Genomic DNA, 15,403 nt, shown 5'->3' on the forward strand with positions numbered 1-15,403 from the left:
TTGTTCAACAATCGCGCCCGTTTGTTTAAGTGTAATTGTTCACAAAGCATTAAAGGAATGCTTTGTCCGTTGTTGAAGAAAGAAAACACCTCAGTCATTTTTCTTCAGGGTAATAGCCATATGTATTCTTCCGTTCATCATGACGGGTAATTGAGAATCCATTGATAGTCTAAAAAGTTTCTAGCAGTAATAAAGTCCCCTTCTAAAAGACTATGTAGCAATAGATTATTCGTATATCAAGATTCAAACACGTAGTACATTTATGCGTTTCTATACTTTACAGGAGAAATGCAAGTCAAGCGGATCGGAAATGAATTGAGCCTTGGTTTGTTTTTGCTTAAATTTTTAATTGATATGCGGCTTCCAATGTTTTATGCTAATTATGCTCTTTATTGCAAATATTTCACATAAAAGGACGGGTCAACTTGAGAAAATCGACAAAGCTAATCATTGCCGGAGTTGTAGCAGCAGTACTATTGCCCTTGGTTTATCTTCAATTAGAGACAGGAGCTGTAACAAAGAAAGCAAGCAATGTCATCTATGACAGCAAATATGGTAAGTGCGGGTTTCTTGACAAGGAATGGGACCAGTTGGAAGAAGCTGGGATCACAAACGCCAGCATAGATGAAATGGTTGCAAATGCTTCGAGTCCTGGGGTTGTGTGTGACGACCTGGAAGACATGCTGTATAACATTCAAAATCCAGAGTTAACAGAAGAAGAGAAAGCCGCTAAAGAAAAAAAATCTGCTAAGTTGGAGGAGGCAGCAAACCAGGCGATTGAGAAAGACAATAGGAGAATCGAAAAAGCAAGAACCTTCATAGATACTGACCTTAAAGCCATGATTGACCCCGTGTTGGTCGATGATTTCAATATGGAGTATAGGGTTGAGGCGGATGAGCATTATGCAGGGAATATTAATGTGTTTGTAGATGCCGAACAAGAAAGCAAGCAGGGAAAAAAATTGCGAAAAGCCTTTATTCAGAAATTTGGTGACGGAGATGTGGATGCCAATTATCAAATTTTGATTTTAACTGAAGACGAAAGTGTTATTGCAAGGGTTTCATTACCTGAATTATAAAAGGAAGGGGCAGTCTGTTGCCCTTCCTTTTTGTTATTGTCTTTTTAATTGAATTTAAACTAACCTGCCCCGTTTGTTTAAGTGAAAATCATCACAATTTTGATTTTACATTTTAACAAAATATCTCCCATAGTATTGAACACGTTCCTCCAGTAAGTATCTCAATTAAAGATAATCTATTTCTCGTCTGACTTTTCCAAAAGAAAGTTTAAATTGCCATGATATAAACAATTCCAAAAGTGTCTATTGTAGTTATCATCATTAATTAATATGTTATTATCAAGCTCCACCAATTTGTTCTTCAAATCATGAAAAGTCTTTATTAGATCACAATCTTTGTAGTGCCCCTGCTCTAATAGCTGAACCCAATACTTTTTAAAGCAATTGAAGCACGAATGCATTTTCTCTATAGAAGAATTAACAAAATATCTTTCTACTCTTTCTGTAATTTCATGTTCTAGCTCATATATTTCTCCTGTGGGTTGGTAGATAGTAATTAGATTGCCTGAGTCTATATTGCTCCCAATAACAAGGTATGGTTTAAACTTCTCTAAACTCGCTAAAAACGCTTCTGTATATTCTTTATCCAATATCGGTAGAGAAAAATCATTTTGTTTTGTCCATTCCACTACATCTAAAAGAAAACCATTTGAATAGGTGTAAAATTCTACATTGAGACATTCGAATTCATTTCCTTTAATTTGATGATTAAGTAAAAAGTGCATACTATCAATGGGCAAATTTAATTTAGCTATTTCCAATGTCATTCCTCCAACCCTTAATATTTAATCCATTTTTTGCTTCTACACAAACTCAATTAAATTTTAGCATAAAGAAATGGTCTTCTTGCGGAAAGTGGAATATGAAATAATAAAAAGGTATGAGTATACAACCCACACCTTTTTACCGTTATAAATATTCGTTATATGCTGAGTGCATCAATCATGATTAATGTCACCTTCGATATATTGACTGAGTTTATCCTTAATTGCCGCACTTTCTGGGGTTACTTCTGCTACTTTACGATTGTGAAGACGAGAGCCACCTTCCATTTCATCAAAAGGTAATGTATTTTCTTCTTCTTGAAGAACAGTGGCAGCCATTTGTTGTAACCATTGCATTGTTAAGTTAGATGTTGTATTTTTACCATTGATTTCTGCAGTTCGTTGAATTTCCTGTTCCTGCTGATTATGGATAACAGTTGATGTGTAAGCAGGTTCTCTATATTGTGGTGTATGCTTCGCCCTTGGCACTTCTATTGGAGTTTCAGTAATAGCTGGTGCTTTCTCGATAAATTCAATAGGCTCTCTATGTTTACTTCTATCTGGTACATTCTCTTTTTGCACATTAATCACTTCATTAATTTTTGCGTGTTCTGTTTTATTAGAAGTAGGAATTGATGCTATAGTTTCCCCTTTTTCAAGTCTTGGAGCAGATTTTCTGGAGTTATCTTGCACAGGTTGATTATTTGTTAATTCATCTTCATTATCTGTATCATCTTCGTTATTGTAATAATCATAAGTATCAGGATTTAACTTCTGTAACCAACCTTCTACTGCAGTCGGCACTGTTGTAGGTGTACTCAATTCCTCAATTACATTTTCTTCACTATCAACATCTGTATCTGTGACATAATCATCATATTTCATTTCCGCATTCAATGACTCTTCTCGAATTTTCAACCAATAAGCAGCTGCTTCTGCATCAACTTGAATTTTAGCTGTTTTAAACTCAATAGAAGGAACAAAGTTTGCATTTACTTGTATTCCACCTTGTGGGGCGTTATCTTTTACAATTTTAGCAGCACACTGGAATGCTTTTTGAATCAATATATCATTTTCAGATAGAATGGGTACCTCTGTTTTTGAATAAGAGTAGGATGTTCTACGGGTACTTTGTGTTTTCGTTTCAGCTGTTACCATATCAATTTCTTGATCACCTTCACGTGCCTCATAAATTGTTTTCGTACCCATAAGTTTACTAAACAATTTAGCGTCTTCATTAGTAACATCACCATAAACAAGTTTATTACGAAATGTACCTAACAGGATATCCATGAATCTTGGGCCATGTTCAATTGCTAATTGACTAATGGTTTGTGCAATAACAATTAAAGGGGCTTTATATTTACGTGATTGAGCAGGAAAACTTTTAAATGCTTTATAAATGTAATCAGCAAACTCATCGACTAAAACAGGATGGTAAGGAGATACGTTAGGCTTACGACGGAAAACGGCATTCTGCACGGCATACAAACATAATTTACCGAATACATCAGATAAATCAGAAAGTTCCCCTTTCGCAGTATTGATTAAAAGGATGCCTCCAAATTCCAAATGCTTTTCAAAGTCAAAATCTGATGGACCACATAATACACGACGGAGCAGAGGTTGAGCTGAAATATCATTTAATGTGTTTCGTAAACCACGAACGAAGGTTTCTTGTTTATCGATAATCTTTGGCTGCCCATAGTATTTCCCTTCAGTATGATAAACAACTTCCCCTCCCCCACGACCGCCAGAAATTTCAGGCACATAATTTAAATCAAACCATTCATCAACTTGCTTCATTATGCGCCAATGATTTCTCTCATCTCTATCAGGTATAGATTCAATATCATTTGGAAGTCGCCCTTTTAACTTGAGATGCATCTCAAAAACGAGATTAGCATCATTATACATATCAATTAAATGTTCAAATCTAGCTTCAAATTTTGAATCATGGAGTTTTAACAAGTAAATATGTTGTTTAAGATGGGAACGCTCAGATTGAACGAAGAAAGGATTTCCTGCTCCATTATCAGAGAGCCCCGTTAATACTGAACATAACATCTCAGCAACTTTATCAACTGGACCACGTACGAAATTTATTGAAGGGGTATCAGGATTTGTTGGATCTAAATAGAAAATAACACTATCGGGAATCTTGTGTGCCAATACCAAGTTATATACCTTTTCGCAGAAGTCATTAGATGGCTCGATAACTGTAAGGCCATTTACCTGCGTTCCTTTTACATCCTCTGAATGATAATCTTTTCTTGCATATAAGGTTTTAAAGTTATTAATCATTGAAGCCATATAGTCAAGAATTTGATTAGCAATTGGTAAACCTAGTGCAGCTGATTTACCTGTACCAATGTTACCGATGATCATTATATTAAGTGTTAAAGACTTGCCTTGTATTACTGCCATTTCCCGTGTAGCACTGTTAGGACCAAGAAAGATATCGGGTTCTGGCAATTTTGATGGATTTTTTTCAGTGAAAAATCTGTGTAATGAAGTAGCAAGTTTTCGTTGACGATCATCATTCAAAAAGGAAAGCATCCAACCAGGTATTTTAAATACGTATTCCCATTTTCCGAATTCATCTAAAAGCTCTTTTTTATGTTCATAAAAAATCTTAAAGAGCCATAAGAGTACGAGAATAATAATAATTACAGGTATAGCAAATACAAGGTGCATGATATTACTAAAGTTTGAAAGTATAGTATCCTCTAATCCTTTGTCATGTAGTGAAACTTCTCCAGCTTTCGAATGTAAGAATGGAATAAATATCTTAGCTAATGGGACACTAAATGCCCATAAGTACTGGGCAACTATACCAATTAACATCATCGAGAAAATAAACCATCTACGCTTTATCTCCTGATAGGTCTTAACCTTGGTTGATAGTTGCCAAGTATAAATTAAAATCCAAAAGCTAAAAAAGGTTTCAATGTAATAATTAGTTTCAAACGGATTACCGAAGATACTTAAAGTAGGTAATGGAGCCCCCATTTGTATTGACCAGAAAGAAGCGTATTTATATATTCCTCTAAAAGCAAAATACCAAGCTAGCAGAAGTAGTAATGTCACAACATAGTAAGATGAGCGGGCTGCTAAACGATATTTCCAGCTTTTTGTAATGTCGATTGTAACTGTATAGGAATTTTTTTTGCTCTTTCCGGCTTTTGGATCCTCCCCATTACCTGGTGCATGATTGAGTTCAGCATTTTTTTGAACTGCATTCTCCAAATTCTTGTTTCACCCTCTCTTTTAACGAATAAAAAGCAGCGGTGAAATTAAGCAATTCAGCAGAAGTAGCCAATAATATATTCTCTGGTGCTATGGAATTGTGATACAAATCAGTAAAAATGGCTTGCTGCCCATGCTCTAATTCATCCGCTCCATATATCCCCAAAATCTTAATTGGGTTTAGTGTTCGGTGTTGATTTTGCATGGCCAACAATCCTGATAATTGCTGTAATTTTAAGTGTGTGTTAACCTCCCCTACCTTAAGTATTGTTAATATACACAATATTTCTAAGTAATCTAAAGATTTTTTTTCTTCATCAGGTGCTTTTTTTCGTAATACCAAAATGTCATCTGTTAGCTCAAGTAGTTTTGAGTGCTGAATCCCTTTCGTTTGCATTTCGTTTTTATTAGATATCCACTCTACCGAATAAGGGAAAGAAGAATTTATGTTCAAACGTTCAGTGATTTTTTTGAACAGATGACTTTTGCTTAAACTATTAATTTCGCGAATTTCTTGAAGAATATTGTTTATTACAAGTTCTGATCCACCCATATTGCATACGTAAACATGTAGGTTATTCACTACACTTAAACGTGGTATATTGCTGAAAGCCTTTTTTAAATTTGTTACACGTGCAGTTCTTTTTTTGTAAGTAGAAATTGTATGATAAGAATCATCGATTACTGAAAATAACACGTAAAACCGTTTAGACGGATTAGAAGCAGCGATATCAAGATATTTTTTTAGTTTGTTTTCTAGAAATGGAATGTTTTCTGTTCCTGTATCAACTTCAATATTGATAATAGAATCGTTACATGTAAGAACCCAATCAGGAATGATTAAAGGGTTTCCCTTTGAATCGGGATAAAACTCTTTAGATGGACGAAATGAATAAACGAGTTGAGGTAGATCTGGTTGGAAGGAAACGGGTTGAAGTTCTGGCTGAAACATTTCGCGATACTCTTCATCTTCGTATAAAAAGTAAACATTATTTGAATTGGAATACATTAGGTTGGGTAAATGTAAGTTTTGCTTCACAATTGAGTTTAATGGAAAAAGATAATCGCCATTACCACCTACAATTGCACCGGTATGTTCATTTTGAGATTCTGCTTCAAGTAGATTTAGCACAAATTGTGTAATAGCTATATTGTGTTCATATTGCCTTTTGGTAACAAACGAGGTATTACAATCAGTAATTAATTTTAAACGATGTAATATTTCTGCTCCTTTTGAAGCTATAGAAACGAAATCCAATGTAAAGCCGCGCTTTTTTCTCACACTTATATTTTCTTTTTTTATTAATTTCATTTTTGCCCACTTTGTTAACTTGGATGAAAATGTGGTTCGACTTATAGGTCCCCCACTTATCAATTCGTAAAATTTTCGTAATTGAATTTGAGATACTGTTCGTTGTTCATATAAAAATAAGACTGTAAAAATGTCAGAACGATTAAAATAAACTCCACGATCATTCTCTCCGACGATATATTTAACGGCATGATCAAATGATTTTTTCAATTTTACACACTCCCTTGATATGGAAATAATATACGGAAATCTGCATAAGATCGGGTGCAATTGTCATGAAATGAAAGTAATTAATGTTGGATAAATTAAGCAGTTCAGAACATAAAAATGATTAGTGTATATTTTAACTGAAATTTGCAAAAAAGTAACCCATTATCCCTTATGAACTCTTGGTTTAAAAATACATATTATTTCGTCAGGTGTGCGTAATAAAATCTAATGTTATCAAGTGAAAATCTGCTATTAGAGTTCGTCATATGTATTTCGACAGTGATAAGAGGACATATGACGAACTCTAATGATAAAAAAGGATTCGTCATATGTATTCCGTCATATATGTGTAGAGTATCAAAAATAGATAAAATGTACAGTGAATATACTTTTGCATAGATGAAGCTATGTATTATATATACTTGCATTTAATTCTGTTGCGGTATTTGTTAATCAGAAGGAAAATTCACATCATAAAAGAAATAAGTAAATAAACATAATAAAGTAAATGAAAATTGTGTATATTTCATATTTTGCATGTTACAATTTGATTTAAGGGGTGAAAATATGCGGAATTGGAACACAGAATATGGGTTAATAACAAAGATAATACAAAGTGAATTTGAAACGGACTTTCTTTATAATAAAGTAACTAACACGTTAAGTAACGAACATGAGATTATTCCACCAAGGTTTGCAGCTCTAGATCCTTATAAAACGTATAATACCACACAAGTTAGTAGAATTTTGAGGATAAAATCTAATCAATTAAGGTATTTAATCAATAAATACGGTGAATACATCCAATTAATAAAAAATAGAGCTAAATATGTTATTTCATTTAAAGCAGTATACAGGATTTATTTAGTAAATCTATGCCTAACAAAGAGATTAACAAGTGTGGCTGAGTTTAATGACATAATGACTTCACATGTTAGTTATAGCGATTATATTGATATGAAATTGACAAGTTATACTGACAAGTTTGTAGAACTTAATTTCAAAGAGAATGAAATGAATGAAAATGAATCACAATTTTATGTGCTATTCCTACAAATCTCAGAAATAACTTCCGAATTAATAAAAGAAATAACTACATATAACATGACATTGACATCCCCTTTCCTTTCTGTAGACAACCAACAGAAAAATGAGTTATTAAAAAAGAAGCGGGATCATAAAGATCTGTTTAATAAACTAAGTGTGTTATATAAAACTATATAGTTAAAAGAGTAATACTCAAGAAGTATTACTCTTTTTTTTAGGGGTATATACACGTCTTGTTTATAAGTCTTTTATGTAAGTCTTTCAAATAGGATGTGCGAAATTTCTTGGTAATATTTTATTGACATGAAATTGATATGAAAGTATATAAAACCTTTAATAATAAGTGTTTTTCTATACGTCGTATATGTAGTTCGTGTATATAAGGTGTATAAATATAATGACCATGATAATAGAATGTTATTTTAGAAGTATTATATATCAGAATTATAATTCTAGATAAAAATATACATAAATACTGCACTCATATTTATAATTTAATAGTTATTGTTAGTTATATGAAACCTGATATTAACATGTTTTGTTTACTGCTTATATGAACGACTTTTATGTACGTCTTATATAATTATTGTTGGTATATAAGACATTAGTTCAATTTTACATTTTGTGCATCTTATATACGCCTTATATATAACAACTCGATATAAGTCTTATATATAATGACTTGATATACGTCTTGCAATGATGTAATATATTTTTAGGAATAATTAACCAACGTTTTAAGGGGGGAACAACTTGAACGAGGTATTAAGTGAAAAATATAAACAAAACAAATTTACTGAAGAAGCTGTGGAAATGTTTGCAGACATTATTGAAGAAGACGAAATACTCTACAATGTATTTCATTACATAGGATCTCAAGTAAACAAACAATACCAAGAAACAAAATATATGAGAGGTATTTCAATAAATGAGATAGTAGAAAGTGTTGTTATTGATAGGAGAGTAAAGAAACCTAAGGGTAAATCCTATTCATTAGAACTTGAAAGAACTAACATTTCAAGAAGATCAGCGGAAGGTAGTGTTGCTACTTTAGCTTCAATGTCATTAATAACAGAAAAAATTATGCATCCGTATAAGTTTTTAATTTCAACTATTAGAGGGCAGCAAGTATTAGTTGAATTAAGCAAACGCAAAAAAAATAATGAGAATAAGGGAGAGATAAAATAATGGCAAAAAACTTTCTGAAAAACGAAGTAGCAGTGAAAATGACTATGGTTGGTTTTGGTCAAGCTGGAACTAGAATGGTAGATAAGTTTGCTGAGTATAAGCATACAGACGGTACAGCAGTGTATAATTGCCTAGCATTGAATAGTAATGATGGGGATTTAGCAGAACTGAAAAACGTGCCAAAAAGCAACCAAGTCTCACTAAAATTAGGTGGTTTGGGTAAGAATCCTGAGCGTGCTGTAAAGGTGTTAGAATCAAATGAAGAAGCTAAGGATAAACTAAAAGAATTTATAACGGAACGTGTTAGACCAACTGATGAGTTAGTGCTATTTTTTGCAGGTTTAGGTGGTGGTACAGGTACATCTACAATCATTCAAGCAATTGAAGAATTCTCTGCTTTTCATAATAAACCTGTAATAGCTGAAGAACTTAAAAGTATGGCAATGAAAATTCCTAGAGAAGAATTAATCAAAAATCAACAAAAGTACGCAAGAATTGCTTTCAATAATGCGATTGAACGTAAAGATTTTATTAAAATGGGTATTGTGGTTACACTTCCGGTTAGAGCAGATGGACCGGATGTACTAAGACAGGTGAATAAATTTTCACAAGAAATTTGGAAGTTAGCTAATGATCCAGCGAAAGGCGTTGCCTTTGTTGTATTTGCAGATAACCAACATTTCTATGATGAGTTTAAGGGATTAAACGAGAATGAGAAAAAAGGCATTGGAAACTCACGAGACTATGCAAATCAGCGTATTGGAGATATTATTCATGAGTTAAATACAGCTGCAAATGGTTCAGGAACATCAGTAATTCTAGATTCTCAGGACTTTAAACGAATTTTACTAGAAAGAACAGGCTGTTTAGTAATTAATAAGGTTTCACGTAATATGAATCAAATTGAAAACAGTAAAGAAATTGTAGATATGTTCTCAGAATCATTGAAAGGAAGCTCATTCCATCACCCTATTGACCTGATGAAGACAAATGAAAATGGAGATTTAGAGGCATCAAAGGTACATCATTTTGGGATGTTAGCAATTTTAGATGAACAGAAGAACCTTGATGATTCATTTATGGATGATGCAAAAGTAGAAGTGACAAATAAACTACCAATCAATGGAACTGTTTTTAATGGTTATTTAGTTAGTAAAAATGACTTTATGGGTAGCGTGTATACTTTCTATAAGACAGATGCACTACCATCTCGATTATCTAAAGGATTAGTAGAAGAATATAATGAATTCAAGGAAAAACAAAGTCAAATTCAATATACAAAGTCTCAAATTACTACTATTGAAGCGCAAGACTCGGACGATGATTTCAATATTAACTTTGGTGATTACTTTGAATTAGAACCAGAAAAAGATGAAGAACCACAAACGCTAAATGATGAAGAATTAGCGGCATTTATGGATCCTGATAAGATGTTCGGATCAAAATAAAAAATAAGCCTGGAATTCTCCAGGCTTATTTTTCTGTTTTCATTACATTTTGCATGTATTCAATCATGTTCTCATCAATATAGTTTTCTATGAAAAGTTGTTTTCTCGCAAGATCTTCCTCTTTTTTAAACCAACCAACTTTTTTAATACGAGTTTCTTCTGGCTGTGTATTCCACTCTTTTTCAGCTTGTTTTCTTAACTCTGTACGCGCTCTATGTTGAATAATTATATTATCTAGTCTTTCTTGTCTTTGGCGCTCTTTTAACCTCTCAGGGTCTTCTGGTTCAGGAAGCGCCGCACGTATAGCATCTTCAAACTTTCCTTGATACTCTAATTCAATGTTTTGTAAATGCATTTGAATTTTTTGCTCTACTATTTTTTCAATAGTCGCTGCAGCTTCCTGCATGTTTAATTGGGATGAGACTTCACTGGTTTGATTTTCTGGAGAAACTGGTCTTAGTTCAAATTGATGTGGTAAAAGCTCAATAATTGCATCTAGCGACCACTTTTCATCCCTTTTTAGTTTGATAAATAAAGCTATGTCTAAATCCAGTGTGTTATATAGCTTTTCGTTTGTATTATTGGTTCTTAATGTTCCGTGTAACCCCTTTTCCTCTAGGATATTGAACCAATTGTATACGGTGTTATGATGTCGGCCTACTAATTTAGAAAACTCTGTTATTCGCCAAGCTTTTTCAAAAGTATCTTCATGACTAGAGTTTGTATTATTGGACTCCATATGTTCAGTTGTATTTTTGTTATCTTGTTCAATCATCGTTATACCTCCTTAAAATATAATGGCCATAGCAAAATGTAATTAACATATAAAGTGAGATTAACATGTTAAGTGTCTTTCGACGATATAAACCTCAATACCTTTATCGATTGACATTCACATGAAAGGTATCATTGATATATATAGCATCACTTGTTGATATGAAGTTGATAAATCAGGCTTTTAAATGAACTATTGTTAATGTCCTGTTAATAAGCCGTTAGTTATTAATGATTATTGTTGCTATGAAATTAACAAATTAGTCTACAATATATTAATGATAAGAAAATATTAGTGATTTGTAAATAAATTATAAGGATATAGCATTAAACTTAAAGATTTAAAAGCTATAAAATATGTATAAATGTAGAACGAAAAGCCCATACTAATAATGAATAAAGGGCTATATTTATAATAATTTATGATACTCGGTGGTAGAAAGCTAAGAAATGTATGGTTTATTGGCTCCAGTAAGTCTTTAGAATGAACATGAAGGTTATTATAGGTTATTGAATTACTTTTGATATAAACTCATTTTTATAGGAGGCACCGCCCTTTACAAGGGATTTCTATATAATCAAAATTGATTCATACAATTGCTACTGTTAGATCGGAAGTAACAAAAAGAGATTTATTATTTTTGACTACTATCAAAATGCCTTCAAGAATGATATCTTCCCCGACTTATCCAGGGGACTTTACGATAAAAAAGACCTCTTACTAGATGTAGAACCTAAAACTCTATTTGTATGTATATTCTTAACGGTAGAATCAACAATTGTTAATGTTATGTCAATACGCGTTAATGGTAATTGATATGACACTACTATTAACGGACAACAAACTCTGTTAATATGTCAATGTCAGGTTATATATCAATGATAAATAAAGAGAAAACTGTTATATTTTGATGCTAATAAGAAACTATCGATTGTATGAAGTTCTTGCTAGTTTCTAACCATAACTTTAGTTCTGTTAGAGTGTTTTTTAATAGAAATCTGTTGTGGTAGATAAATCTTTAACTAATACGGGTTTTGAAATCCACAGAGCTGTTTTTATGCGCATTTCAACTTTTAAATTGTTAATATCATATTAATGTTAAACGAAAATTGTTGATATAACATTAACAATTTAGATAGTATTTCTCTCTACGCTTTACTTTTAGACTATATGTCAATGATAAACAAAGGATGAAAATCATTGAATTCCTTTCGTCACTAGATTCGCTTCGAACAAACCATCACAGAAGAAAATTCCCACCAATATAGATTTTGAAATCTTGAAGACCATAAACACTCCTTCTTTTTGATGACTTATTGTTAATGTCATGTCAATATCAATTAGAAAACTATTGATAACAAAAGAAAACAAGCACTTTACATGTCAATCTTAGATTATATGTAAATGATAAACAAAGGGAAAACTATTGACTTTTTTGATGTTACTAATAAGAAACTATCAATTGTATGGAATTTTCGTTACTCCCTAATCACGATTATAGTACTGTTAGAGTGTTTTTTGATATTTCGATAGAAATCAGTTGTGGTAGATAAATTTTTAACCAATACAGATCTTGGGTCTTCGAGATCTGTATTTTTGCGTATTTCTACCACTTAATTGTTAATGTTAAATACAAATTGTTGATATAAGATTAACAATACAGATAGTGTTACTTTCTATGTGTTGTTTTTTAACTATATGTCAATGATAAATAAAGGTTAAAAATCATTGAATTGCAGTCATCATTTATTACTTGATTGAATTTTTAGCTATGTTTTGATAGTGTCGAAACATTTTCTAGGATGAATTGACACTAGATACACTTCGAGAAAACTACCAAAGAAGACAAATGCAGCCGATATAGACTTTGAAATCTTGAAATTAATAAATATTTTTCTTTTTTGAAACAAGATTGTTAATGTCATGTCAATCTTAATCAGAATGATATTGATAACAAAAGAAATTAATCATTTAACATGTTAATCTCAGTTAACATGTTAATAACAAATGAAAGGTTAAAAAACGGTTATCTTTTCATAGGTATCAACATGAGATTGATAGTTTTGTGTTGTTTCTTTTTATATCTTACTAGCATTGAAGTATTTTCAGTGCTAGTTTATTAATTAACATAATTCCGTATAATCTGTTGCAATGGACTCATGTTCAACTAATATAGATCTTGAAGTTTAGATAGGTATAAACATTTTTGATAAGTGTCCGCTTGTTAATGTTAATCGGTTAATACTAGTGATAAAGTTGGTGCACTTCATTTAACATGTTAATCTCACTTGACATGTCAATGTCAAGTGTGGGTAAGATGTATTGATTTTCTGTGGATATTGACATGAGATTGATAATTATATGATTGTTTACAAAGAATATATTATGGTAAACAGTAATGCGTTTAATAGCGCATTTAATTGGTTAGTAGGGAATATACTGTATCAAAAAAATTCAGCAGAGAATCATTAATGAACCGTTAAAAACGGGAATCCTTATAGCTTGGTAAATATAGATTGCTAAAATAGCATCTGATCCTGAAGAAGTTCTCGCTTCAAAGAGCCCAAAAGGGGTTAAGGAGTGAGATGCTCATGTATAATTATGGTGTGGAGTTTAATAAAATCTTGAGATTATTTGATTAAATTAAGAATTTTTAGTATATTCTTATTATAAATTGTAATTTTTTTTATTTTCTATTGATTACATAAAGCCCTTCGGGTTACGGATTAAATTACACGTTTGTGTGGTATTTAACCTCCGTATTCCAAAGGGCTTTTTTATTTGATTAAGGGAAAAGGAGATATGTGATGTCAATTGAAAAGTTAGCAGCAAGTAGAGTATTAAGACCAGTGAGAAGCATGAATAAGGGGAGTAATGAGAGATGGTTTGAATATTATAGAACAACATGCCCTATATGTGGTAAACAAGGATGGTGCATGGTTAATGATTCTGAAACCAAAATAATATGCGGACGAATTTCATCAGAAACAAAATTCGGGGAAGCAGGCTATTTACATATAGTAGCTGAAGATCAAAAACGGGGATATGACTTTTCTCAAGATCAGATAATTAAAGAACGTAGGAAGAAAAGTGATTACACCCTTGATATTATTTACACTTTATTCCTAGAATTTCTAGACGTGCGAGATGAACATATTAAAATGTTAAGGGGATCAAAACGTAGGATTACAAGAGAAGTAATAAATATTAGGAATTACAAAAGTTTTCCTCTTAAACCTTGGGATACTACGAAAGAGCTAATAAAAAAAGTAAGGGGGAAAACAAGTTATATTGTTGGAATTCCAGGATTTTATGCAAATGAAACAAAGGATGGAAGATATTTCACGTTTGCAGGAAGGAGAGATTCTTTATTAATACCGCAGAGAAATATATATAATCAGATATGCGGTTTTCAATGTAGAATTGATAATCCTGAATATATGACAGTTGTAAAAAATCATAATCCAAGCTTTAAGGCAGAAGTTATTGAGCAACCCAATACCATAGAGGTGACCTATAAAATCAATGGGAAGATAGAGTCTATATTTAAAGGTAAAATCGATGTTAAAGAATGGTATGAAATTAATTATAAGGGTGAAAAATTAGGTGAAGTACAATTAAAGTTAGAAAGTAAATATATTTGGATCAGCTCAGGTGGGAGATTTCATGGAACAGGAGTTGGGAATCCATTGCCAATACATGTAGCAGTACCGAGTCGAGAGCTGAAAAGTTGGGAACGTGGAGAATTAATAAAAAAGGATAATGTATGGATTTCAGAAGGTAGTCTAAAATCTGATATTGCTGCAGAAAACTTAGACGAGCTTCTAACAAATGAGGAAAAAGCAATGTATGGTACCACAGTTGTATCAATACCCGGGGTTAAAGTATGGAGAATATTAATTGAACCATTAAAAAAAATGGGAGTTAAACAGGCGACGTTCGCTTTAGATATGGATATGATTACAAATTCAGATGTTCAGCGGTCGTTATTAGAATGTGCGCAAACGCTTTATCAAGAAGGGATAAGTATTAATTATGCAAGTTGGGATATTAAACTTGGAAAGGGGTTAGATGATTTATTGCTAAACGATTATATTCCAGCAATAGCGAAAGTGAGATAAACGCTATTTTAATTAAAATAAGTTAAAAAACATATTAAAACGGGATAGAAATGATTAATTACTTTTCTATACCATAACTAGAATGATTGTTTTTTATAAAATTGAAATTTCTATGTTAATTATACAAAATTTACATATGAGATTCGAGGAAATATAAATTTGGAATTTTTAAAGGTAAATCTATTTTTTACTCTTTCTAAACGGATGTTT

At 32.0% G+C, this 15,403-nt stretch carries 9 protein-coding genes; 5 read left to right on the forward strand and 4 right to left on the reverse strand.

Annotated elements, in window-relative coordinates; genetic code table 11:
- Window positions 1-425: 425 nt before the first annotated feature.
- Window positions 426-1,079, forward strand: coding sequence for a hypothetical protein (locus tag MR115_RS22210; RefSeq protein WP_242242807.1), 654 nt, complete (start codon window positions 426-428; stop codon window positions 1,077-1,079).
- A 176-nt stretch (window positions 1,080-1,255) separates the two neighbouring features.
- Here the strand turns inward: MR115_RS22210 and MR115_RS22215 are convergent, their stop codons facing one another.
- From MR115_RS22215 to MR115_RS22225, 3 genes are all read right to left on the reverse strand, one after another.
- Window positions 1,256-1,846 (reverse strand): SUKH-4 family immunity protein, encoded by a 591-nt coding sequence (locus MR115_RS22215; RefSeq protein WP_242242808.1) that lies wholly within the window; start codon window positions 1,844-1,846, stop codon window positions 1,256-1,258.
- Window positions 1,847-2,017: 171 nt separating this feature from the next.
- Window positions 2,018-5,092 carry a type IV secretory system conjugative DNA transfer family protein gene (locus tag MR115_RS22220; protein ID WP_242242809.1) on the reverse strand — a complete coding sequence of 1,025 codons (3,075 nt, stop codon included), beginning with the start codon at window positions 5,090-5,092 and terminating at the stop codon, window positions 2,018-2,020.
- Window positions 5,064-6,614, reverse strand: coding sequence for a replication-relaxation family protein (locus tag MR115_RS22225; protein ID WP_242242810.1), 1,551 nt, complete (start codon window positions 6,612-6,614; stop codon window positions 5,064-5,066). Before MR115_RS22225 ends, MR115_RS22220 begins: the two co-directional genes overlap by 29 nt.
- A gap of 537 nt (window positions 6,615-7,151) precedes the next feature.
- Here MR115_RS22225 and MR115_RS22230 point away from each other — a divergent pair.
- The 3 genes from MR115_RS22230 to MR115_RS22240 all read left to right on the forward strand — a co-directional run bounded on the left by MR115_RS22230 (window position 7,152) and on the right by MR115_RS22240 (window position 10,297).
- A complete protein-coding gene (locus MR115_RS22230; protein ID WP_242242811.1) occupies window positions 7,152-7,838 on the forward strand; it encodes a hypothetical protein in 687 nt (228 codons plus the stop codon).
- A 576-nt stretch (window positions 7,839-8,414) separates the two neighbouring features.
- Window positions 8,415-8,849: a hypothetical protein gene (locus tag MR115_RS22235; protein WP_242242812.1), complete on the forward strand. Its 435-nt coding sequence runs from the start codon at window positions 8,415-8,417 to the stop codon at window positions 8,847-8,849.
- Window positions 8,849-10,297 (forward strand): FtsZ/tubulin family protein, encoded by a 1,449-nt coding sequence (locus MR115_RS22240; protein WP_098562077.1) that lies wholly within the window; start codon window positions 8,849-8,851, stop codon window positions 10,295-10,297. The genes MR115_RS22235 and MR115_RS22240 overlap by 1 nt, the downstream gene beginning before the upstream one ends.
- Before the next feature lie 25 nt (window positions 10,298-10,322).
- On the opposite strand, the gene MR115_RS22245 is transcribed toward MR115_RS22240, so the two are convergent.
- Window positions 10,323-11,072 carry a MerR family transcriptional regulator gene (locus MR115_RS22245; protein WP_242242813.1) on the reverse strand — a complete coding sequence of 250 codons (750 nt, stop codon included), beginning with the start codon at window positions 11,070-11,072 and terminating at the stop codon, window positions 10,323-10,325.
- A 2,807-nt stretch (window positions 11,073-13,879) separates the two neighbouring features.
- On the opposite strand from MR115_RS22245, the gene MR115_RS22250 reads away from it, so the two are divergent.
- Window positions 13,880-15,193: a DUF3854 domain-containing protein gene (locus MR115_RS22250; protein ID WP_242242814.1), complete on the forward strand. Its 1,314-nt coding sequence runs from the start codon at window positions 13,880-13,882 to the stop codon at window positions 15,191-15,193.
- Window positions 15,194-15,403 lie beyond the last annotated feature (210 nt).

The sequence above is a fragment of the Bacillus cereus group sp. BfR-BA-01309 genome, assembly GCF_022664315.1.
Classification (GTDB): domain Bacteria; phylum Bacillota; class Bacilli; order Bacillales; family Bacillaceae_G; genus Bacillus_A; species Bacillus_A mobilis.

What these genes read in the sequence shown, in the direction of transcription:
- MR115_RS22215 (WP_242242808.1), bottom strand. Translation starts at nt 1,846, where the DNA reads ATGACATTGGAAATAGCTAAATTAAATTTGCCCATTGATAGTATGCAC.
- MR115_RS22230 (WP_242242811.1), top strand. Translation starts at nt 7,152, where the DNA reads ATGTTACAATTTGATTTAAGGGGTGAAAATATGCGGAATTGGAACACA.
- MR115_RS22240 (WP_098562077.1), top strand. Translation starts at nt 8,849, where the DNA reads ATGGCAAAAAACTTTCTGAAAAACGAAGTAGCAGTGAAAATGACTATG.
- MR115_RS22245 (WP_242242813.1), bottom strand. Translation starts at nt 11,072, where the DNA reads ATGATTGAACAAGATAACAAAAATACAACTGAACATATGGAGTCCAAT.
- MR115_RS22250 (WP_242242814.1), top strand. Translation starts at nt 13,880, where the DNA reads ATGTCAATTGAAAAGTTAGCAGCAAGTAGAGTATTAAGACCAGTGAGA.